This is a genomic window from Actinophytocola sp. (genome assembly GCF_035762905.1).
Classification (GTDB): Bacteria; Actinomycetota; Actinomycetes; order Mycobacteriales; family Pseudonocardiaceae; genus DASYTH01.
The window spans coordinates 18,861-40,466 of the sequence record NZ_DASUCC010000123.1; the positions used below are offsets into that span (position 1 = coordinate 18,861).

General features: G+C 73.3%; 19 protein-coding genes. 6 read left to right on the forward strand and 13 right to left on the reverse strand.

The features are described 5' to 3' along the window. Positions 1 to 8 precede the first annotated feature (8 nt). On the reverse strand, positions 9 to 665 hold the full coding sequence (locus tag VFV67_RS25760) for an MBL fold metallo-hydrolase (RefSeq protein WP_326473223.1): 657 nt from the start codon (positions 663 to 665) through the stop codon (positions 9 to 11). Positions 666 to 714: 49 nt separating this feature from the next. Here VFV67_RS25760 and VFV67_RS25765 point away from each other — a divergent pair, with 49 nt between their 5' ends. Beyond that, positions 715 to 2,226, forward strand: a complete 1,512-nt coding sequence (locus tag VFV67_RS25765) for an aldehyde dehydrogenase family protein (protein WP_326473224.1) — start codon at positions 715 to 717, stop codon at positions 2,224 to 2,226. A 56-nt stretch (positions 2,227 to 2,282) separates the two neighbouring features. Here VFV67_RS25765 and VFV67_RS25770 read toward each other — a convergent pair whose 3' ends face one another. Beyond that, the gene (locus tag VFV67_RS25770) at positions 2,283 to 3,806 is read right to left on the reverse strand and encodes an alpha/beta hydrolase domain-containing protein (protein ID WP_326473225.1); all 1,524 of its coding nucleotides are present in this window, start codon (positions 3,804 to 3,806) and stop codon (positions 2,283 to 2,285) included. 147 nt (positions 3,807 to 3,953) lie between these two features. Here VFV67_RS25770 and VFV67_RS25775 point away from each other — a divergent pair, with 147 nt between their 5' ends. Next, positions 3,954 to 5,639 carry a PHP domain-containing protein gene (locus tag VFV67_RS25775; RefSeq protein WP_326473226.1) on the forward strand — a complete coding sequence of 562 codons (1,686 nt, stop codon included), beginning with the start codon at positions 3,954 to 3,956 and terminating at the stop codon, positions 5,637 to 5,639. On the opposite strand, the gene VFV67_RS25780 is transcribed toward VFV67_RS25775, so the two are convergent. Together VFV67_RS25780 and VFV67_RS25785 are read right to left on the reverse strand one after the other, a co-directional pair. Then, positions 5,626 to 7,203, reverse strand: coding sequence for a GMC family oxidoreductase (locus tag VFV67_RS25780; protein ID WP_326473227.1), 1,578 nt, complete (start codon positions 7,201 to 7,203; stop codon positions 5,626 to 5,628). The genes VFV67_RS25775 and VFV67_RS25780 overlap by 14 nt on opposite strands. A 41-nt stretch (positions 7,204 to 7,244) precedes the next feature. Then, the gene (locus VFV67_RS25785) at positions 7,245 to 8,246 is read right to left on the reverse strand and encodes an NAD-dependent epimerase/dehydratase family protein (protein WP_326473228.1); all 1,002 of its coding nucleotides are present in this window, start codon (positions 8,244 to 8,246) and stop codon (positions 7,245 to 7,247) included. Between the two features lie 81 nt (positions 8,247 to 8,327). On the opposite strand from VFV67_RS25785, the gene purS reads away from it, so the two are divergent. From purS to purL, 3 genes are read left to right on the forward strand one after another with little or no spacing between them, the layout of a single operon-like run. Further along, complete coding sequence (purS, locus tag VFV67_RS25790; protein ID WP_326473229.1) at positions 8,328 to 8,567, forward strand: phosphoribosylformylglycinamidine synthase subunit PurS; 240 nt, start codon at positions 8,328 to 8,330, stop codon at positions 8,565 to 8,567. Beyond that, the gene (gene purQ / locus VFV67_RS25795; protein ID WP_326473230.1) at positions 8,564 to 9,244 is read left to right on the forward strand and encodes a phosphoribosylformylglycinamidine synthase subunit PurQ; all 681 of its coding nucleotides are present in this window, start codon (positions 8,564 to 8,566) and stop codon (positions 9,242 to 9,244) included. The genes purS and purQ overlap by 4 nt, the downstream gene beginning before the upstream one ends. A gap of 9 nt (positions 9,245 to 9,253) precedes the next feature. Then, complete coding sequence (gene purL / locus VFV67_RS25800) at positions 9,254 to 11,548, forward strand: phosphoribosylformylglycinamidine synthase subunit PurL (RefSeq protein ID WP_414636350.1); 2,295 nt, start codon at positions 9,254 to 9,256, stop codon at positions 11,546 to 11,548. 58 nt (positions 11,549 to 11,606) lie between these two features. Here the strand turns inward: purL and VFV67_RS25805 are convergent, their stop codons facing one another. From VFV67_RS25805 to VFV67_RS25815, 3 genes are all read right to left on the reverse strand, one after another. Beyond that, entirely contained in the window at positions 11,607 to 13,373 is a 1,767-nt protein-coding gene (locus VFV67_RS25805; RefSeq protein ID WP_326473231.1) for an SdrD B-like domain-containing protein, read from the reverse strand. A gap of 112 nt (positions 13,374 to 13,485) precedes the next feature. Then, on the reverse strand, positions 13,486 to 13,746 hold the full coding sequence (locus VFV67_RS25810) for a hypothetical protein (RefSeq protein WP_326473232.1): 261 nt from the start codon (positions 13,744 to 13,746) through the stop codon (positions 13,486 to 13,488). Between the two features lie 73 nt (positions 13,747 to 13,819). Next, positions 13,820 to 16,441: a LuxR C-terminal-related transcriptional regulator gene (locus VFV67_RS25815; RefSeq protein ID WP_326473233.1), complete on the reverse strand. Its 2,622-nt coding sequence runs from the start codon at positions 16,439 to 16,441 to the stop codon at positions 13,820 to 13,822. Positions 16,442 to 16,528: 87 nt separating this feature from the next. Between VFV67_RS25815 and VFV67_RS25820 the strand changes: the two genes are divergently transcribed. Then, complete coding sequence (locus VFV67_RS25820) at positions 16,529 to 17,308, forward strand: alpha/beta fold hydrolase (RefSeq protein WP_326473234.1); 780 nt, start codon at positions 16,529 to 16,531, stop codon at positions 17,306 to 17,308. Positions 17,309 to 17,315: 7 nt separating this feature from the next. Here the strand turns inward: VFV67_RS25820 and VFV67_RS25825 are convergent, their stop codons facing one another. Genes VFV67_RS25825 through pcaH form a run of 6 tightly spaced genes read right to left on the reverse strand, consistent with a single transcriptional unit; the run spans position 17,316 to position 21,602 of the window. Further along, positions 17,316 to 18,089: an IclR family transcriptional regulator domain-containing protein gene (locus tag VFV67_RS25825; RefSeq protein ID WP_326473235.1), complete on the reverse strand. Its 774-nt coding sequence runs from the start codon at positions 18,087 to 18,089 to the stop codon at positions 17,316 to 17,318. Beyond that, positions 18,086 to 18,466, reverse strand: a complete 381-nt coding sequence (gene pcaC, locus VFV67_RS25830; protein ID WP_326473236.1) for a 4-carboxymuconolactone decarboxylase — start codon at positions 18,464 to 18,466, stop codon at positions 18,086 to 18,088. Before pcaC ends, VFV67_RS25825 begins: the two co-directional genes overlap by 4 nt. After that, positions 18,463 to 19,275 carry a 3-oxoadipate enol-lactonase gene (gene pcaD / locus VFV67_RS25835; protein ID WP_326473237.1) on the reverse strand — a complete coding sequence of 271 codons (813 nt, stop codon included), beginning with the start codon at positions 19,273 to 19,275 and terminating at the stop codon, positions 18,463 to 18,465. The genes pcaC and pcaD overlap by 4 nt, the downstream gene beginning before the upstream one ends. Next, positions 19,233 to 20,351 (reverse strand): 3-carboxy-cis,cis-muconate cycloisomerase, encoded by a 1,119-nt coding sequence (pcaB, locus tag VFV67_RS25840; protein ID WP_326473238.1) that lies wholly within the window; start codon positions 20,349 to 20,351, stop codon positions 19,233 to 19,235. Before pcaB ends, pcaD begins: the two co-directional genes overlap by 43 nt. Beyond that, complete coding sequence (gene pcaG / locus VFV67_RS25845; protein WP_326473239.1) at positions 20,344 to 20,895, reverse strand: protocatechuate 3,4-dioxygenase subunit alpha; 552 nt, start codon at positions 20,893 to 20,895, stop codon at positions 20,344 to 20,346. The genes pcaB and pcaG overlap by 8 nt, the downstream gene beginning before the upstream one ends. Further along, positions 20,892 to 21,602, reverse strand: coding sequence for a protocatechuate 3,4-dioxygenase subunit beta (gene pcaH / locus VFV67_RS25850; protein ID WP_326473240.1), 711 nt, complete (start codon positions 21,600 to 21,602; stop codon positions 20,892 to 20,894). The genes pcaG and pcaH overlap by 4 nt, the downstream gene beginning before the upstream one ends. Positions 21,603 to 21,606: the final 4 nt, after the last annotated feature.

Here is a 21,606-nt window from a genome sequence, read left to right on the forward strand (position 1 = left end):
TTGTGCAACTAGAGCTCGGCGGGCGCGCCGTGGTTGAGCACCCGGAACTCGGTGCCCTCGGGGGCCATCCGGGTGTACATGCCCCAGGTCAACTGCTGACCGACCTCGGACAGCGTCTTCTCGTGGATCGGCACCGACACCCGGGGCACGACGGCGCGCTGGAAGTCGACGCCCTCGGCGGTCTTCAGCCAGGGCGCGCCCGCGGGCAGGCCGAGTACGTCGATCTTCTCCTCGGGGACGAACAGCGAGTCGCCGGGGTGGTAGAACCGCCCGCCGTCGATGACGTAGCCCATGTTCGGCGGCGGCTGGTGGTCCGGGTGGATGACCGCGTGCTCGCCGCCGACCACGTGCACCGACGCCCCGCCGAGCGTGTGGCTCTCCCCGGTCCGCGCCACGTTCACCTCGAGGTTCAGCGCGGCGATCTGCTCGGCCGCCGTGGCCGGGTCGGCGACCAGCGTGGCCCCCGGGTTCGCCGCCACCAGCGCCGGCAGCCGCTCCACGTCGATGTGGTCGGCGTGCTGGTGGGTGATGAGGATCGCGTCCAGGTCGCGTAACTCCTCGAAGCCGGTGGAGAACACCCCGGGGTCGAACAGCAGCCGCGCCGACCCGGTCTCGACCAGCACGCAGGCGTGTCCATAGTGGACGATCCGTAATGGGTTGGTCACGACGCCAGGCTATCGCGCAAGTTGCCTACTCAGGGGTAACGTGGCCCGCATGACCAGCGTGCAGACCAAGCCGGCGGGCGCCGAACCGGACGCCAGGAGCACGTTCGACTCCCTCGACCCGGCCACCGACGAGGTCGTCGGCAGCTACCCGATCCACACCGAGCAGGACGTCGCCGAGGCGGTGGCGCGGGCCCGGGAGGCCGCCGCCTGGTGGGCCGGCCTCGGCTTCGCCGGCCGCGCCGAACGGCTGCGCCGGTGGAAGGGCATGATCACCCGCCGGATCGCCCAACTCGCCGAGGTGGTGCACGCCGAGACCGGCAAGCCGCACAGCGACGCCATGATCGAGATCGTCCCGGCGATCGACCACATGGAGTGGGCGGCCAAGCACGCCGGCAAGCTGCTCGGGCCGAAGAAGCGGTCCGCCGGGCTGCTGATGGCCAACCAGTCGGCCACCGTCGAGTACCAGCCGCTCGGCGTGATCGGCGTGATCGGCCCGTGGAACTACCCGGTGTTCACCCCGCTCGGCTCGATCATCTACGCGCTGGCCGCCGGCAACGCCGTGGTGTTCAAGCCGAGCGAGTACACCCCGGGCGTGGGCAAGTGGCTGGTCGACACGTTCGGCGACATCGTGCCCGAGCACCCGGTGCTCCAACTGATCACCGGATTCGGCGAGACCGGCGCCGCGCTGTGCCGCTCCGGCGTCGACAAGATCGCCTTCACCGGGTCGCCGGGCACCGGGCGCAAGATCATGGCGGCCTGCGCCGAGACGCTCACCCCGGTGCTGATCGAGGCCGGCGGCAAGGACGCGCTCCTGGTCGACGAGGACGCGGACGTGGCGGCGGCCGCGGACGCCGCGGTCTGGGGCGGCATGTCCAACGCCGGGCAGACCTGCGTCGGCGTCGAGCGGGTGTACGTGCACGAGAAGGTCTACGACGAGTTCGTGGCCAAGGTGGTGGAGATCGCCGGGTCGGTCCGGTCCGGCTCCGATCCGGAGGCCAAGATCGGCCCGATCACCATGCCGGGCCAGTTGGGGATCATCCGCCGGCACATCGCCGACGCCCTGGCCCGCGGCGGCCGGGCCCTGGTCGGCGGCGCCGACGCGGTCGGCGACCGGTACGTGCAGCCCACCGTGCTGGTGGACGTGCCGGAGGACTCCGAGGCGGTGCGCGAGGAGACGTTCGGCCCGACCCTGACCATCGCCAAGGTGCGCGACATGGACGAGGCGGTTGCCAAGGCCAACGACACCAAGTACGGCCTCGGCGCCACCGTGTTCGCCAAGCGGCGCGGCATGGAGCTGGCCAGGCGACTGCGCTCCGGCATGACCGCGGTGAACGCAGTGATCAGCTTCGCGGCCATTCCGAGCCTGCCGTTCGGCGGCATCGGCGAGTCCGGCTTCGGCCGGATCCACGGCCCCGAGGGGCTCAAGGAGTTCGCCCGGCCGAAGGCGATCGCCCGGCAGAAGTTCCGCCCGCCGATGGTGCTCACCTCGTTCAGCCGCACCGCCAAGACCGACGCCAAGGTGGCCAAGCTGATCACCATGCTGCACGGCAAAAGGAAGTAGTCGAGCATGAGTGTCGGCCCCCGGCCTTCGCCGGGGGCCGACGCTCGTTCACCGGGTCAGATCTCCTGCCGGCGGGCGGCATCCAGGAACACGTGGCTGTCCTCGGGCAGCAGGAACCGCAGCGTCTCCAGCCTGCGCACCACGTCGCGCACCTGGTCGCGGTAGTCCTCGGCGCCGTAGTACAACGCGCGCAACTGCTCGGCGGTGAAGTCGCGATGGGTGCCGTACAGCACGCAGAACCCGTTCAGCGGGTTCGCCAGGTTCGCCGGCGCGTTGATGCCGTCGTTCCGGGCCACCGGAACCTCGACGTCGGGCAGCCGGATGCCGCCCTCGGCCAGTCCATTGCCGTCCCGCAGCAGGTTCGCCGGCGGGGTCGGGTCGACGATGGCCAGCGGCTTGGCCATCCGCGGCGGAACACCGTGGCGCACCCAGTCGTCCAGCGCCTCGTACGCGGCGTGGAACACCGGCCAGGACGTGACCTCGCTCGGCCCCGGGTTGACGCACTCGCGCGGTGCCTGCGGGCCGAACTCGCGCACCCGGATCCCGCCGAGCGTGGCCCGGAAGTCGTTCGGGTCCGCGCCGGTGGCGTAGGCCGGCACGTGCGAGGCGCCGGCGATGTGCCAGGTGCGCAGCGTCGGACCGTCCGGCGCCACCCGGCTCGGCACGGCGGCGCCCCGGTACACGTCGTTCTCGGTGAACACCCGGAACGCCTTGGTGCCGACCTCCGGCCGCGGCGGCAGCGCCGAGTCGCCGATGGCCAGCAGGAACCCGTCGTAGACGTGCCGGATCGGCTGGACGGTGTTGTAGTACACGCCGAGGAACCGGGCCGACTGGGACGCCCCGCCCGCGTACACCGTGCCGATTCGCAGGTCCGCCAGCGGGTTGCGGCGGTCCCGGCCCTTCAGCAGGTCGGCGATCTGGGTGTAGACGTCGAACGACTGGGTGTCGTCCAGCAGCGTGCCGCCGGCCGTCAGGTCCAGCGCGCCGTACCGGGCCGGGCTCCACTGCCGCAGACCGAGCCCGGCGGTGGCGCCGGTGGTCGCGCCGTTCACGCCGACCCGCTGCACCGACGCGCCGACGTAGGTCCAGCCGTGCCGGATGTAGTAGTCGCCGCTGGTGCCCCACTCGGTGTCGATGTCGTGCCCGGCGGTGACGTTCTGCCAGTCCACCACGGCGATTCCGGCCGAGCGCCCGGGATGCGCCGGGCGGCGGACCACGATCCGGGTGGTGTACGGCGTCGTGCCGATCGGCGTGGCGGTCTGCCGCTGCTCGTCGGCGGTCGGGTTGGCCGGGTAGCGGGTGGCGGTGCCGGAGATGAAGAACTCCTGCTCCAGGTAACCGAACCGGCGCAGGTCCAGCGGGGTGCGGTAGAAGGTGTAGTCGTGCGAGGGGTCGCCGGGCCGGGCGCGCTGCGGGATCGGGCCGGTGATCCGCTCCGGTCCCGCGCCCGGTGCCACGCTGACCTCGGGTTGGGCGCCGGCCTCCGGTTCGGCCGGCGCCGCCCCGGGCAGCGCGACGAACAGCGCCGCCCCGGTGGCCAACGTGACGAGCAGGGCAGGCAAACGACGTGGTCTGGTCATGGCACCGTGCCTAGCCCGCCGGCCCACCGCGCCGCATCAGTCGAATCGCTGGTTCTGTTCGTCCCCGCGTCGCACACCCGTCACCGGGCGTTCGCGAAGCGCGAGCATGTTGTGCGGGGCGCTCACTCATGCGGATCGGAGAACGCGATGTGCCAGGACCACCCGCACGATCATCCCGCGACCGGCGACCTGCCGCCGGCCATCGATCTGTCCATTCCGGACTCCGAGCTGAGCCCGGAGCAGCTCAACCGGCGCAGCCTGCTGCGTGGCGTCGGGATGCTGGGCGCCGGGGTCACCGCCGGCGGGGTGCTGTCCGTGGCCGGCCCGGCCGCGGCACGCGCGGACGACGACCGCGGCGGCTACCAGGGCGGGCTGCACTGGCTGGCCGGCGACCACCACATCCACACCCAGTACAGCGCCGACGCCCTGTACCGGGTGATCGACCAGGCACGGCACGCCCGGGCCTACGGGCTGGACTGGATGGTGATCACCGACCACGGCGGCGCGACGCATGCCCGGATCGGCGTCGAGCTGGTCAACCCGGACATCGTGGCGGCCCGGGCGCAACTGCGGGATCTGCTGGTGTTCCAGGGATTGGAGTGGAACATCCCGGCCGCCGAGCACGGCACGGTGTTCGTGCACCCGGGCCGCAACGAGGTGGCCGTGCTCAAGGAGTTCGAGAACGGCTTCGACGGCTCGGTCACCGGGTCCGGCTCGTCCAGCCCGGCGAACGAGGCGCGGGCGGTGGCCGGCATCCAGTTCCTCGGCTCGGCGGTGCGCGACCGGCGGGTGGACGGCGCGCTGTTCCTGGCCAACCACCCGGCCCGGCGGGGCATCGACTCGCCGCACGAGCTGCGTGCCTGGCGCGACGCCGACCCGAGCGTGGCGATCGGCATGGAGGGCGCGCCCGGGCACCAGGCGGCCGGGATCGCGGCGCCGGGCGGGCCGGGCAGCGGGCGCGGCTTCTACACCGGCGGGCCGGGGCCGGAGTCGTTTCCCGGCTACCCGGCGGAGAGCTACCGCACCTGGGGCGGGTTCGACTGGTTCACCGCGACGGTCGGCGGGCTGTGGGACAGCCTGCTCGCCGAGGGCAAGCCGTGGTGGATCAGCGCCAACTCCGACTCGCACGTGAACTACCTCGACGTGGCCACCCGCGGCCCGAACAGCGACTTCGACGCCAACGGGCGGTACAACGACCCGGTCTACGGCGGCGTGGCGCTGGCCCAGGCCGGCGACTTCTGGCCGGGCTTCTACAGCCGCACGCACGTCGGCACCGGCGGCCGGTCCTACCGCGCGGTCATGGACGGCCTGCGCGCCGGCCGGGTCTGGGTCGACCACGGCGCCCTGATCGCCGGGCTGGACGTGCGGGTCCGGGTGCGCGGCGACCGGCGCGGCGGCGTTCCGCTCGGCGGCACCCTGCGAGTGCGCCGCGGCACCCCGGTTGAGCTGGCCATCGACGTCGACCTGGCGGTGCTGCCCAACTGGGCCCAGTTCGTGCCCCGGCTGGCCCGGGTGGACGTGATCACCGGAACGGTCACCGGCCCGGCCGCCGACCGGGACACCCTGTTCGCCCCGGACACCCGGGTGGCCCGCTCGTTCGAGGTGCCGCCCGGCGCCCGGCACGCCACCTTCACCCACCCGCTCGGCCCGGTGGACCGCCCGGGCTACGTCCGCGTCCGCGGCACCGACGGCAACCGCACCGCCCCCGGGTTCCGCGGCGCCGACGTGGACCCGGCCGGCCCAGCCATGGACACCCTCGGCAACGCCGACCCGTGGACCGACCTTTGGCTTTACACCAACCCGATCTTCATCGAGCCGGTCAGCCGGTCCTGATCAGGTCGGCCGCCTTCTCGCCGATCATGATCGTCGGAGCGTTGGTGTTGCCGCGCGGGACCGTGGGCATGATCGAGGCGTCCACGACCCGGAGCGCCTCGACGCCGTGCACGCGCAGGGACGGGTCGACCACGGCGTTCTCCGAGGTGCCCATCATGCAGGTGCCGACCGGGTGATAGAGGGTCTGGGTGACCTCGCGGATGTGCTCGCGCAGCTCCTCGTCGGTCAACCCGTCGACCTTCTCCGGCTTGAACGGGCGGTCCAGGAACCGCTTGATCGGGTGCTCCCGGCCGATCTCGATCAGGGCGCGCAGGCCGGCCACCATGGCGTCGAGGTCGCGCGGGTCGTCGTAGTAGGCCGGGTCGATCTCCGGGCGCCAGCGCGGGTCCGCCGAGCGCAGCCGCAGCCGGCCGCGGGAGAACACGTTGACCACGGTGGCGCCCGCGGTGAAGCCGGGCTCGGTGAAGTCGTGCATCCCGTTGTCGTAGAACAGCGACGGCGCCACGTGGATCTGCATGTCCGGCGCGGGCAGGTCGTCCCGAGTCTTGAAGAACGCGCCGGCCTCGCCGATGTTGGAGGCCAGCGGACCCTTGCCGGTGAACTGCCAGCGCAGCAGGTTGCGCAGGCCGGCCAGCTCGGCCAGGTCGCTGGTGCCGTGCGTGGTCCACAGGGCGCCGGCCACCGGGTGGTCGTGCAGGTTCTCCCCGACGCCGGGCAGGTTCGCGGCCACCTCGATGTCCAGCTCGCGCAGGTGCTCGGCCGGGCCGATGCCGGAGAGCAGCAGCAGTTGCGGGGAGTTGACCGCGCCGCCGGACAGGATCACCTCGGCCTCGGCGTGCGCGGTGTGCTCGGCGCCGTGCCGCAGGTAGGACACGCCGACGGCGCGGGTGCCGGCGAGCACCACCCGGGTGGCCAGGGCGTGCGTGACCACGGTCAGGTTCGGCCGGTCCAGGGCCGGGCGCAGGTAGGCGTCCGCGGTGGACCAGCGGTGCCCCTTGTGACAGGTCACCTGGTACTGCCCGGCGCCCTCCTGCTCGGCGCCGTTGAAGTCGTCGGTCGCCTTGAGCCCCCAGGCCACCGCCGCGTCCACCCAGGACTGCGACAGCGGGTGGGTGTACCGGCGGTCCTCCACGTGCAGCGGGCCGTCGGTGCCGTGCAGCGGCCCGGTCAGCCGATGGTTGCGCTCGGCCTTGACGAAGTACGGCAGCACGTCGTCGTAGCCCCACCCGGTGGCGCCCAGGTCCCGCCAGGTGTCGTAGTCGGCCCGGTTGCCCCGGATGTAGATCATCGCGTTCATCGACGAGCACCCGCCGAGCGCCTTCATCCGCGGCCAGTAGGCCGGCCGGCCGCCGAGGTGCTTCTGCTCGACGGTCTCGTAGTTCCAGTCCCACCGGGTCTTGAACAGCGACGGGAACGCCGCCGGGATGTGGATCTCGTCCGCATCGTCCTCGCCGCCGGCCTCGAGCAGCAGCACGGACACGCCGGGGTTCTCGGTCAACCGGTTGGCCAGCACGCATCCCGCGCTGCCGGCGCCAACCACGACGTAGTCGTACGTGTCCGCCATCGATGGCCTCCTCGCCGATGAGTGAAAGCGTCCTCATCGCATCACAGGCCAGCGAGAATGTCAGCCTCCTCTTCCCGGGTCAGCCCGGCGTTGCGCTCCCGGTCCAAGCCCAGCGCACGTTCGTGCTCCAGCGCGCCGGAAACCGCGTCGGCCAGTGCCAGGACCGGCATCCCGGCGGCCAGTGACGGCCCGGCGTCCCGTGCGGCCAGCGCGGCGTGCGACGGCGGCAGCCAGAACGGCAACGAGCGCGGCCCGGCCCACGGGTTGACCTTGGCGGCGACCAGCTGCTCGGGCGTGGCCGGGACGAACTCGACGTCCACCCCGACCACCTCCGCGATCCCCCGGAGCAGCTCCGGCAGCGGCCCGGCCGGCCCGATCGCGTCGAAGTCGCCGGAAAGGTCCCGCTCGGCGGCGTCCAGGATCCACCCGGCCAGGTCGCGCACGTCGATGTACTGCATCGGCTGCTCGGGCACGTCCGGCACCAGCACCCGGCCGCCCCGGGAGAACCGGGCCGGCCAGTAGCCGAACCGGTCATGGGTGTCGCCCGGGCCGGTGATCAACCCGGGCCGCACCACGAACGCGTGGTCGCCCATGGCCGCGCGCACCGCGTTCTCCGACGCCACCTTGATCCCGCCGTACAGCCCGACACCCGCCTCGGTCTGCGTCTCCTCCCGGGTGGCGTGCCGCTGGACCGGCTCGACCAGCGCGGCGTCGGCCCGCTGGCCCGGGGTCACCGAGTCGGCGTACACGTTGATGGTGGAGACGAACGTCCAGTGCCCGACCCGGTCGGCAAGGGCGCGCAGCGCCCGGTCCACCCACGGGTAGGACACCGTGGCCACGTCCACCACCGCGTCGAAGCTCTCCCCGGCCAGCGGAGCAAGGCCGTCCTCGGCGTCCCGGTCCACCCGGACCAGCGTGGCGCCGTCCGGCACCGGCCCGGACTCGCCGCGCGCCGCGCACACCACCTCATGCCCGCGCCGCAGCGCCTCGGTGGCCACCGCGTGGCCGACGAACACCGTTCCACCCAGCACAAGTACTCGCATTCCTCCACCCTGGACCCGGACACGCCGGCTCCGCCAGACGATCTGCGGAGGGCGAACATCCTGCTCAGGTAGGCTCCGACCGTGGCCCGAGTCTTCGTCGATGTCATGCCCAAGCCCGAGATCCTGGACCCGCAGGGGCAGGCCGTGGCCCGTGCGCTGCCCCGGTTGGGCTTCGAGGGCGTTTCCGCCGTCCGCCAAGGCAAACACTTCGTGCTCGAGGTCGACGACTCGGTCGACGACGACACGCTCACCAAGATCGCCGAGGGCTTCCTGGCCAACCCGGTGATCGAGGACTTCGTGGTGCGCAGGGCGGAGTCGTGACCAGGATCGGAGTGATCACTTTCCCGGGCAGCCTTGACGACCAGGACGCCGCCCGGGCGGTGCGCTACGCCGGTGCCGAACCGGTGGCGCTCTGGCACGACGACGCCGACCTGCACGGCGTCGCCGCGGTGAGCGTGCCCGGCGGGTTCTCCTACGGCGACTACCTGCGGGCCGGCGCGATCGCCCGGTTCGCGCCGGTGATGGGCCTTGTGGTGGCCGCGGCCGAGCGCGGCCTGCCGGTGCTGGGGATCTGCAACGGTTTCCAGATCCTGTGCGAGGCCGGCCTGCTGCCCGGTGCCCTGCTGCGCAACGCCGGCCGGCACTTCGTCTGCCGGGACCAGCGGTTGCGGGTGGAGAACAACGGCACCGCGTGGACGAACCAGTACTGGGCCGGCGCGGAGTTCGTGGTGCCGGTGAAGAGCATGGACGGCCGCTACGTCGCCGATCGGTCCACTGTGGACGAGCTGGAGCAGCAGGGTCGGGTGGTGTTCCGCTACGCCGGGGGCAACCCGAACGGCTCGAAGAACGACATCGCCGGGATCTGCTCGCCGAACGGCCGGGTGGTCGGCCTGATGCCGCACCCGGAGCACGCGATCGACGAGCTGACCGGCCCGTCGGCCGACGGCATCGGCATGTTCGGCTCGGTGCTGGACGCCCTGGCACCGGCCGCCGGATAGGCTCGGCCCGTGCCCGTGACCGCCGTTTCCGTCGACACCGTCGAACACGCGCTGTCCACCCCGGACATCGCTCAACCGCACCGTGAGCTGGGGCTGGCCGACGACGAGTACGCCCGCATCCGGGAGATCCTCGGCCGCCGCCCGACCGAGGCCGAGCTGGCCATGTACTCGGTGATGTGGAGCGAGCACTGCTCCTACAAGTCCTCCAAGGTGCACCTGCGCTACTTCGGCGAGACCACCACCGACGAGATGCGCGCGGCGATGCTGGCCGGCATCGGCGAGAACGCCGGGGTGGTGGACATCGGCGACGGCTGGGCGGTCACCTTCAAGGTGGAGTCGCACAACCATCCGTCCTATGTGGAGCCTTACCAGGGCGCGGCCACCGGGATCGGCGGCATCGTGCGGGACATCCTGGCGATGGGCGCCCGGCCGTTGGCCGTGATGGATCCGCTGCGGTTCGGGGCGGCCGAGGCGGCCGACACCCGGCGGGTGTTGCCCGGGGTGGTCGCCGGGATCGCCGGCTACGGCAACTGCCTCGGCCTGCCCAACATCGGCGGCGAGGTGGTGTTCGACCAGAGCTACCAGGGCAACCCGCTGGTCAACGCGCTGTGCGTAGGCGCGATGCGGGTGGACGACCTGCACCTGGCGCACGCCTCCGGCACCGGTAACAAGGTGATCCTGTTCGGCGCCCGCACCGGGCTGGACGGCATCGGCGGGGTGTCGGTGCTGGCCTCGGACACCTTCACCGGGGAAGAGGGCGGTACCGGGCGCAAGAAGCTGCCCAGCGTGCAGGTGGGCGACCCGTTCACCGAGAAGGTGCTGATCGAGTGCTGCCTTGAGCTGTTCGCGCAGGGGCTGGTGGTCGGCATCCAGGACCTCGGCGGTGCCGGGCTGTCCTGCGCGACCAGCGAACTGGCCAGCGCGGGCGACGGGGGAATGCGCATCGAGCTGGACCGGGTGCCGTTGCGCGCGGCCGGCATGACCCCGGCGGAGATCCTGTCCAGCGAGTCGCAGGAACGGATGTGCGCCATCGTCGAACCGTCCGATGTGGACGCGTTCATGGCGGTGTGTGCCAAGTGGGACGTGACCGCCACCGAGATCGGCGAGGTCACCGAGGGCGACCGGCTGGTGGTCACCTGGCACGGCGAGACCGTCGTGGACGTTCCGCCGCGCACGGTGGCGCACGAGGGTCCGGTGTACGAGCGGCCGGTCGAGCGGCCGGCCGACCAGGATGACGTGCAGGGTGACGTCGCGGAGCTGGCCCGACCGTCCACATCGGACGAGCTGCGGTTCACCGTGCTGCGCATGGCCGCCTCGCCCAACCTGTGCTCCCGGCGCTGGGTCACCGAGCAGTACGACCGGTACGTGCGCGGCGGGACGGTGCTGGCCCAGCCGTCCGACGCCGGGATGATCCGGGTGGACGAGCAGACCGGCCGCGGCGTGGCGCTGTCCTGCGACGGCAACGGCCGGTACGTGCGGCTGGATCCCTACGCCGGTGCGCAGCTCGCGCTTGCCGAGGCGTACCGGAACGTGGCGGTCAGCGGGGCGCGCCCGGTGGCGGTGACCAACTGCCTCAACTTCGGTTCGCCCGAGGACCCCGGCGTGATGTGGCAGTTCCAGCAGGCGGTGCGCGGGCTCGCGGACGGCTGCGCGGCGCTCGGCATCCCGGTGACCGGCGGCAACGTGAGCTTCTACAACCAGACCGGCACGACCGCGATCCTGCCCACCCCGGTGGTCGGCGTGCTCGGCGTGATCGAGGACGTGGCCCGGCGGATCCCGACCGGGTTCGACATGACCGCGAACGGGCACGTGCTGCTGCTGCTCGGCGAGACGCACGAGGAGTTCGGCGGCTCGGAGTGGGCGCACGTGGTGCACGGCCACCTCGGCGGGCTGCCGCCCAAGGTGGACCTGGCCCGGGAGCAGGCGCTCGGCACCGTGCTGGTGGCCGCCGCCGCGGACGGTCTGGTCTCGGCCGCGCACGACCTGTCCGACGGCGGCCTGGCTCAGGCCCTGGTCGAGGCCTGCCTGATCGGCGACACCGGCTGCCGGGTCACCCTCGACCCGGACGCCGACCGGTTCGTCCAGCTGTTCAGCGAGTCCGCCGGTCGCGCCGTGGTCGCCGTGCCGCGCGCGTCGGTGCCGGCGTTCACCGAGCTGTGCGCCACCCACGAGGTCCCGGTCCGCGAGCTGGGCGTCGTCGAAGCCACCTGGGGCACGCTCGAGATCGAGGGCGTGGCCACCTTCCCCCTCGACGAGCTGCGCGCCGCCTGGGAGTCCACCCTCCCGGCCCTGTTCGGCGGCTGACCAAGACAAAGATGCCGCACCGGCCCGAAAGCCGGTGCGGCATCTCCTTACTACTTCGCTACGCGGCCGACCGCCGCCGCCGCACGATCATCAGGGCAGCCGCCCCGCCGATCAGCGCGACCAGACCGAACGCACCCAGCCCGAGCACGCTCGCACCGGTGTAGGCCAGCTCGTCGTCGGCCGCCTTCCCCTGCGGGGCCGGCGTGTCCGGGCACCCGGGCGCCAGCGCCGGCGGCTCCGGCTCGTCGGCCGTGCCCTCCAGCAACTGGATGCCCCAGTGGCTCTGCCCGTCGTCGCCGGCGCGGACCAGCACCCGGGTCGGGTTCTCCCAGGAGACCATCAGGCCCGCCGGCGGCACGACGTAGACCAGATAGTTCGGCCACGCCGGAACGTTGGTGAACACGAAGTTCCCGTCCGCGTCGGTGAACGTCTCGACCGCCATCGGGCACGGCGAGTCCGGGTTGGTCAGCACCAGCCGGACCCCGGCCACGCCGGTGCGCTCCTTGCCGGTCGTCACGTCGCCGCGCAGGGCGCCGAACCCACCGGGCACCAGCGCCTCGTCACCGGCGGACGCGTGATCCTCGTAGTCCCCCTCGGCCAGGCCGAAGTCGCAGCCAACCCCGACGTACCCGACGTTGAAGGCCTCCTGGGGAACGGTGTCGGTCACGTCGAGCACCTTGGTCTCACCCGGCGCGAGGTTGACGCCGGTCCGCAGGTCGCCCCAGCCGGGGGCGGTGCCGTACAGCGACTGGTCGAAACCGCCACGGTTGCAGAAGGCCTTCAGCCCGGTGAACGGGGTCGAGCCGTGGTTGGTCAGGGTCACCGTGATGTGCAGGGTCTCGCCGACCTGGTAGGTGTCCTTGGTGAACTCCATCGCCGCGGACAGCCGGCCGTTGTACGGCAGCGAGCCCCGGAACAGCAGGTCCGCGGCGCTGCCGGACTCGTCGACGGTGACGCTGTAGTACCGGAAGTTGAACCCACTGCGGTACGACTGGACCGACACGCTGTAGGTCCCGGTCGGGATGGCGCCGAAGTCGACCCGGCCGTGCGCGTCGGAGGTGGCGGAGAAATGGCTCTGCCAGTCGTAGTACAGCTCGACCGTCGTGCCGGCCAGGGCCTCGCCCGGGTCGGGCACGCCGTTGCCGTTCTTGTCGCCGAACACCACACCCGCGGCCGGCCCGGTGCGCGGCTCGACCGGCGCGGACGCGGACGCCGTCATGCTGCCGTAGGTGTGCATGTCGGTGATCATCAGCTCGACCCGGACGACCGTGGCGCTGAGCGAGCCCTGCCGGCCGGTCAGCTCCACCGAGCGGGTCTCGCCCGGCGCCAGCGTGACGCCCGCACCCTGGAACTCGCCCCACTGGAGGGGATCGTCCAAGGTGAACAGCTCCGCCGAGCCGCTGTAGTTGTAGACGTGGATCGGACCGGCCGGGATCGGGCTGGTGTTGCGGACCGAGACGGTGACGCCGATCGGGTCACCGGACCGGTACGACGGCTGGTCGAACCGGATCTTCGTCTCGAGCAGTACCGAGTGAGACCCGCCCGGCCCGGGGTTGGTGCTCGTCGGCGTGGTCCCGGTCGGCTCGGTGGTTGAGGTCCCGGTGGGGTCCGAGGTCTCGGTCGGGTCCGAGGTCTCCGTGGGGTCCGTGGTCTCGGGCGGAGTGGTTTCGGTGGTGGTCTCGACCGTGGTCGTGGTCGTGGTCTCGTCCGGGTCGGCGAGGGCCGCCCCGACGGCCACGGTGCCGGTGAGTGTGAGCGTCGCGGTGATGACCGCGAAGGCGGTCAGTATGCGCGTGCGGAGACGCGCGCCGGTTGGTCCGGTCACGAAAAGGATCACCCCTCGGTTGTGCGTGTCGACTGCCTGCCCCGCGCACCCCGAGCGCGATAAGACGCGCAAACGTAGCAGAGGCTTCACCCGAATGGGGGGCACAGTCCGGTTACGGCTCCTGGGGCGAGCTCGGGCCGCGGATGATCACGCCGTTGTCCTCGGTGATCTGGGCGAAGAGGCCGAAGAAGCCGGCCCGGCTGGTGCGCTGCTCGACCGCGCCGCCGTTGTTGCCGACCCGGCGGGCGAGCAGGCTGAGATCGTCGGCGGAGAGGTGGTAGCCCTTCAGCGCGGTCGCCGGATCGGTCGCAAGGGCGGCCCGGAACGACGGATCGGTGTTCAACCGTTCCAGTGCGTCGTCGATATCCGGCATGGCCCCCGTCCGATCCTCGCAGTGCGCCACCACTATCAGAGCACGACAACCTCGGCGGCGTCTTCAGCACGAACTACGTAGGTTTCCGCGGCCGGCTACGTAGCACCGCGGCCAGGTCGGTGCGGCTGGTGAGGCCGAGCTTGGTGTAGGCGCGCTGCAGGTGCGTCTCCACGGTGCGCACCGACACGGTCAGCGCGTCGGCGATCTCCCGGTTCGAGCTGCCGCCCGCGGCCAGCAGGGCGATCTCCCGCTCCCGGCTGGTCAGCTCGGCCACCGGGCCGGCCAGCTCCAGACCCGGGGTCCGGGCCCCCTCGCACCGCTCCACCAGCGCGTGCGCCCGCTCGGCCATCCGCTCGGCGGACCGGGCGTCCTGCCGCCTGCGGTACTCGGCGGCGGCCGCCGCGGCCGACTCCGCGGCCAGCAGCAGCGCGCCGCGCTGCGCGAACCGCTCGCCGGCGGCGGCCAGGTCGTCCGGGTCCCGCCGGGCCAGCGCGCCGACCAGCGCCGCCCGGTCGGCGATCAGCGGGTTGTCCGATCCGGCGGCCAGCTCGGCCAGTGGCCGGGCGGCGTCCGAGCCGCCCAGCCGGGCCAGGTCGTGCCAGGCCGCCGCGGCCAGCGCCGCCCCGGCCGCCCCGTGCGCCGCCTCGCGCAGCAGGACCGCGGCCCGCACCGGGTCGCCGGCCAGCCGCGCGGCCCAGGCCCGGGCCCGCAGTTCCTCGCAGCGCAGCAGGTTCAGGTCGGTCTCCGGCATCCCGTCCAGGTCCTCGATCGCGGCCCGCACCCGGGCGGTGTCCTCCTGCTGGGCCGCGGCAAGGGCGATCCCCGCGCAGCACCACCGGCGCAGCACGAGCTGACCGGTCTCGGCCGCGATCGCCATGCCCTCGGCGAACGAGTTCCCGGCCCGGCCAAGCCGGCCGGTCAGCGACTCGACCCGCCCGCACAGCAGGGCCGACCAGGCCTGCCCGGTCCGGCTGTGCAGCCGCAGTGACCGGTCGTAGAGCCGGCGCGCCGCGCTTTCCGCCTCGGCCAGCTTTCCCGTCTCGCACAGTGCGACGACCGCGGCGAGCCGGGCCCGGCCCGGCTCCGGGCCGCGGGCGGCCCGGTCCACGTAGGCCATCGCCCGGCCGGCCTGCCCGGCCATGGCCGCCGCGACCGCCGCGGCGGCCGCCGTGGTGGCCAGGCCGTGTCCCGGCGTCGCGGTGGACAGTGCGTCGGCGCCGGCCAGCGCGTCCGAGAGCCGGCCGCAGAGCAGCGCGATCAGCGCCCGGTGCGCCAGCACCTGGTCCATCAGCTTGCCGGTGAGCTGCTCCGACGCGGTGTCCAGCATCGCCGCGGCGTCCTCGCCTCGGCCGTGCCAGTACAGCAGCGCGCGGGCCCGCTCGATCGCCACCGAGGCGCGCTCCTCCTCGGTGCCGGCCCGCTCGGCCAGCCCGGCCAGCAGCTCCTCGGCCCGCTCGGGTGAGCCGCGCTCGCCGAGCACCCGGGCATGCAGCAGCGTGGCCGCGGCACCGGCGCCGGCATCGGCCGCGCCCACCGTGAGCCGTTCGGCCAACGGCAGGTTGCCGGCCCGCCGGGCTCCGCGCGCCGCGTCCAGCATGATCTTCGGGTCGACCGTGCCGCCACCGTCCATCTGCCAGACCGCGAGCGGCAGCGCACCGACCCGCTCCACCCCGACGCCGGTGGCCGCCTCGGCCAGCCGCCGGCTGGCCGCCATCCGGCCGAGCGCGGTGAGCTGGCCGCGCAGCACCTCCCCGTAGAGCGGGTGCGCCAGGCTGACCTGCAACCCGCTGCGCTGCCGCACGGTCTGCACCAGACCGTGCCGCTCCAACTTGTCGACAAGAGCGGGCTCGGCGAACTGCGCGACGATCTCCCACGGCAACGGCTCGCCGAGGGCGAGCAGTTCGAGCACCTCGCGCTCGGTCCGGTCCAGGTCCACCAGCCGGGCGCCGACCAGCTCGATCAGCCGCGGCGAGCTGGACAGCGTCCGGGCCAGCCGCCACACGCCCTGCTCCCGGCGCAGGATGTCGGTGTCAAGGCCGCCGAGCACCAGCTCGTGCAGGAACAGCGCGTTTCCTTGGCTGGCCTGGGAAAGCTCGTGCCGGGCGGCGCCGTCGATGGGCCCGCCGAGCACCTGGTCGAGGATCCGGTGGACGTCCTTCTCGGACAGCGGCGTCAGGTCCAGCCGCTCGACGATGTTGTCCTTCCACAGCGCCAGCAGCGGTTCCGGCGCCGGCAGCCCGGTTCTCGTGGTGAGCACGACGAACGCCCGGTCCGGCGCGGCCAGTTGCTGCACGACCGTGGCCGAGGCGGCGTCCAGCAGGTGCGCGTCGTCCACCACGAGCAGCAGCGGCCCGGGTCCGCTGGCGATCGCGTCCGCCGCCGCGCGCAGCCAGTTGGCCCGCGGGCCGGTGCGCCGCGAGTCGGCCGGCAGCAGCGGGGCCAGCGCGCCGAGCGGGACGCCGGCCGCCGCCCGGGTGGCCAGCACCCGCACGCACCGGAATCCCACCCGCTCGGCGATCGCGGCGCACTCGGTGGCCAGCCGGGTCTTGCCCACCCCGGCCGGCCCGGCGAACAGCAGCCCGGCCGCGTCCGGCCGGCCGAGCGCCGCCGCCACGCGGGCAAGCTCGCGCTCGCGGCCGACGAACGGCCACGGCCGATCCAGCACGGCGTGCCCGCCGCGCTCCGCTGTGCTCATCGGTAGCCCTCGCCCGGCCCGATTACCTGTCGTTATGTGATCGCCGCACAGGGCGGCCGTGCTACGGCGACACCTAGAGTGGAGATCATGATCACCTCCGGGTACGAGGACGTGGGGGCCGGGGACGCGGTGGTGCTGGTGCACGGGCACCCGTTCAACCGGTCGATGTGGCGGCCGCAGCTGGACCGGTTCGGCCGGGCCGGGTTCCGGGTGATCGCGCCGGACCTGCGCGGCTACGGCGAGGCCGCGGTGCTGCCGGGCAAGACCACGCTGGCCGAGTTCGCGGCCGACATCGCCGGCCTGCTCGACCGGCTCGGCGTCGACCGCGCCGTGCTCTGCGGCCTGTCCATGGGCGGCCAGATCGTCATGGACTTCTACCGGCAGTTCCCGTCCCGGGTCCGCGCCCTCGTCCTCGCCGACACCTTCGCCGGCCTGGACACCCCCGAGCGTCGCCAACTCCGCCTGGACACCGCCGACCGGCTGGAGCGCGACGGCATGGCCGAGTACGCCGCCGAGGAACTCCCCAAGATGGTGTCCCCGCTGACCATCGCCACGCGGCCCGCCGTCGCCGACCACGTCCTCGAGATGATGCGCGGCACCCCACCGGCCGGAGCCGCGGCGGCGCTACGCGGCCGGGCCGAGCGCCCCGACTACACCCCGGTGCTCGCCGCGGCGGACGTCCCCGCCCTGATCCTGGTCGGCCGGGACGACGGCTACACCCCCATCCCGGACGCCGAGGCGATGCACCGCCTGCTCACCGGCTCCACCCTCGTCGTCATCGACGACGCCGGCCACCTGCCCAACCTGGAACGCCCGGCCGCCTTCGACGCCGCACTGGACACCTTCCTGTCCTCGCTGTCGCCGTGACCCCGGCTCACCGGCGCTGGCGGCCGAAGAAGTCGGCCTCGATCCGGGCGGCGGTCTTGAGCAGTGGCGGGAGCAGGTCGCGGCGCATGACCTCAAGGGAGGTCCGGCTGGCGTGGGCGGAGATGTTCAAGGCGGCGATGACGCGGCCGGTGCGGTCGCGGATGGGGGCGGCGATGGCGCGCAGGCCGTCCTCGAGCTCCTGGTTCACCAGGGAGTAGCCCTGGGTGCGGACCTTGGCCAGCTCGGCGCGCAGGCCCTGGCCCGAGGAAACGGTGCGGGTGGTGAGCGGTTCGAGCCTGACCCGGGCGAGGTAGGCGTCCACCGCCTCGTCGGACAGGCCGGCGATCAGGACCCGGCCCATGGAGGTGGCGTAGGCCGGGAACCGGGTGCCGACGCTGATCACCACGGTCATGATCCGGCTGGTCGGGACGCGGGCGACGTAGACGACGTCGTCACCGTCGAGCACCGACACCGATGAGGACTCGTTGACCTCGGCGACCAGTGCCTCCAGGTGCGGCTCGGCGACCTCGGGCAGGGAGAGGCTGGACAGGTAGGCGAAGCCCAGTTCCAGGACCCGGGCGGTGAGCGAGAAGTAGCGGCCCTCGGCGCGGACGTAGCCCAGCTCGGCCAGGGTCAGCAGGAACCGGCGGGCGGCGGCCCTGGTCACGCCGGTGCTGGCGGCCACCTCGCTGAGGGTCAGCTCGGCGTGCTCGGCGTCGAACGCCCGGATCACCGCGAGCCCGCGCTCCAGCGACTGCACGAAGTCGGGTCCGCGGGTCATGTCTGCACCCCCAGCTCGTCGAGCACCTTGCCGGCCACGGCGAACGCGGTGTTGGCCGCGGGCACTCCGGCGTAGACCGCGGTGTGCAGCAGCGCCTCCCGGATCTCCACCGGGGTCACCCCGATCCGCACGGCGGCCCGCACGTGCATGGCCAGTTCCGCCTCGCAGCGCAACGCGGCCAGCAGCGCAAGGGTGAGCAGGCTGCGGGTGCGCCGGTCCAGCTCCGGCCGGGTCCACACCCCGCCCCAGGCCGCCCGGGTGATGTACTCCTGGAACGGCGCGGAGAACGGCGTGGTCCCGGCGATCGCCCGGTCCACGTGCTCGTCGCCGAGGACGGCCCGACGGACCTCCTCACCGGCCGGATCAAGCTCGCTCATCGTGCTGTCCCTTCCAGATGCTCGAGCAGCAGCCGGGTCACGGCCTCGGGTTGCTCGACGTTGGCCAGGTGGGCGGCGTCCGGGACGACGGCCAGCCGCGCGCCGGGGATGCCGGCGGCGATCACCTCGGCGTGCTCCGGCGGGGTGGCCGGGTCGTCGGCACCGGCGATCACCAGGGTGGGCGCGGTGATCGAGCCGAGCGACGGCACCAGGTCCATGGTCTCGATGGCCGCGCAACAGCCGGCGTAACCGGTCGCGGGCGTGCCGGCGACCAGCGCCCCGGCCCAGGTGGCCACGTCCGGGCGGGCGGCGGTGAACCCCGCGGTGAACCAGCGGCCGAGCAGCGTCTCGACCAGCGCCCCGGTCCCTTGCGCGGTAACGGTTTCCGCTCGCTCCCGCCACATCGATGCCGGGCCGAGCCGGGCCGAGGTGCACAGCAGCGCCAGCCGGTCCACCCGGTCCGGGGCGTTCGCCGCCACCCACATCGCCACCATGCCGCCCAGCGACAGCCCGCCGAGGTGCACCCGGTCCAGGCCGAGCGAGTCCAGCAGGGCCAGCACGTCGCCGCCCAGGTCGGTCAGCCGGTACCGGCCGGACGGCACCGGCGAGCCGCCGTGCCCGCGGTGGTCGTAGCGCACCACCCGGAACCGCTCGGTGAGCGCCGGAAGCTGCGGCTCCCACATGGCCACCGTGGTGCCCAGCGAGTTGCCCAGCACCAGCACCGGACCGTCGGACGGTCCGTCCACGGTGTACGAAAGCGCGACGTTCACCGGACCTCCAGCACCCGATCGACCAGCTCCCCGGAACATCCGGTATCCACATCGGACAGAAATTTCGACAGGTTCGCCGCCATGGCACCGGCATCGACGCGCAGCCCGGTCAGACAGGCCCGCAGCCAGGACATCGCCGAACCCGTCGCGACCAGCAGGTCGCGCAACGGCCGCCACTCGGCCTGCCAGGCGCCGGCCGCCCGCTCGTGCTCGCCGGCCATCGCGGCCAGCAGGGTGGCGACCAGCCCGGGCGCCTGGCTCGCCGACGCCAGGGTGGACACCGCGGCCACCGGGTTGCGCTTGTGCGGCATGGCCGACGAGCCCCCGGGCGCCCCCTCGGCGACCTCGCCCACCTCCGCCTGAGACAACAGCGTCACGTCCCGGGCGATCTTGCCGGCGGTGCCGGCCGCGGTGCCGAGAGCGCCGGCCAGGTCGGCGATCCGGGTCCGGTCGGTGTGCCATGGCAGCACCGGAACCGCAAGGCCCAGCTGCCCGGCGAACGCCTCGACCAGGTCGAACGCCCGCCCCTCGAAGCCGGCCAGGGTGCCGGCCGGGCCGCCGAGCTGCACGGCCAGCCGGCCGCGCACCGCCGTGAGCCGCTCGGCCGCCGCGTCCAGCGCGGACAGCCAGCGTGCCGCCTTGAGCCCGAAGGTGACCGGCGCGGCCGGTTGCAACAGGGTGCGCCCGGCCATCGGGACGTTGCGGTACGTCCGGGCCATTCGGGCCGCCGCGTCGCTCGCACCGGACAGGTCGGCGAGCAGCACGTCCAGCGCGGACCGGGACACCAACATGGCCGCGGTGTCCAGGATGTCCTGGCTGGTCGCTCCCTTGTGGACGGCCGGGCCGGCGACCTCGCGCAGCATGCGCACCAGCGGCACCACCGGGCTGGCATGGCGGCCGGCCCGCCTGGCCAGTTCGGCCAGGTCGAACCGGTCCACCCGGCAGGCATCGGCGACGGCGGCCGCCGCCTCCGGCTCGATGAGTCCGATCCGGGCCTGTGCCCGGGCCAGCGCCGTCTCGGCGGACAGCATCGCGGCCAGCCAGGCACGGTCGCCGACCGCCTCGCGCACCCCGCCGCGCGCGAGCACCTCGTCGAACAGACCCGGCTCAGACACTGAAGAAGACCGTCTCGCCATCGCCCCGCAGCCGCACGTCGAACCGGAAGCCGTCCGCGGTGGCCACGGCGATCAGCGTGCCGCGCCGGGCGGGGTCCACGCCGGCGAGCACCGGGTCCTCGGCATTGGCCGGCTCGTCGGGCAGGTAGACCCGGGTGACCAGCCGGTCGAGCAGCCCGCGGCCGAGGATGGACAGGTCGATGTGCGGCGCCTGCGGCCGGCCGGCCGCATCGGGCACCCGGCCGGGTCGCAGCGTGCGGATCGCCCAGTACCCGGCCGCGTCGGTCGGGCAGCGGCCGAACCCGCGGAACTCCACGCCGGCCCCGCGCGGGTCGTCCGGATGCGCGAACCGCCCGTCCGGGTCGGCCTGCCAGCTCTCCACCAGCCCGTCCGGCACCGGCTCACCGGCCCCGTCGGTGATCCGGCCACGCAGCCAGAACGCGCCCGGAGTGTGCTCGTCGACCACGTACGGCCCGTCCGGCCAGGGCAGGCAGTGCGCGAAGAACGGTCCGACGGTCTGCGACGGGGTCAATCCCAGCGTCATGATTTCTCCATCGGGGTGGCTTCCCGGCCGCGCAGCACGATGTCGAACCGGAACGCCAGCGCCCACTCCGGCACCGTCGCCGACAGGTCGAAGCTGGAGATCATCCGCGGCCGGGCCGCCTCGGGCACCGCGTTGTAGATCGGGTCCTGGAAGAACAGCGGATCGCCGGGGAAGTACATCTGGGTGACCAGCCGCTGGGTGAACGACCGGCCGAACAGCGAGAAGTGGATGTGCGCGGCGCGCCAGGCGTTGTCGTGGTTGCGCCACGGGTAGGCGCCGGGCTTGACCGTCACGATCCGGTAGCCGCCGTCGGCGTCGGTGAGGCACCGGCCGACCCCGGTGAAGTTCGGGTCCAGCGGAGCCGGATGCCGGTCGGCGGCGTGGAAGTAGCGGCCGGCCGCGTTGGCCTGCCAGACCTCGACCAGCGTGTGCGGCACCGGCCGGCCGTCCTCCTCGACCACCCGGCCGTGCACGATGATCCGCTCGCCGAGCGGCTCGCCGTCGTGCTGCTGGGTGAGGTCGGCGTCGTTGGGGTCCACCCGGCCCTCGCCGAGCAGCGGGCCGGTGATCTCGGTCAGCGAGTGCGTCAGCCGCACCGGGGACAGCGCAGGCGCGCGCAGGGTGGTCGAGACGTATCCCGGGCTGTACAGCGGCGGGTGCACGTCCTCGCCGGGCCGCCGGTAGCCGGGCAGCACCAGGTCGGTCATGGGG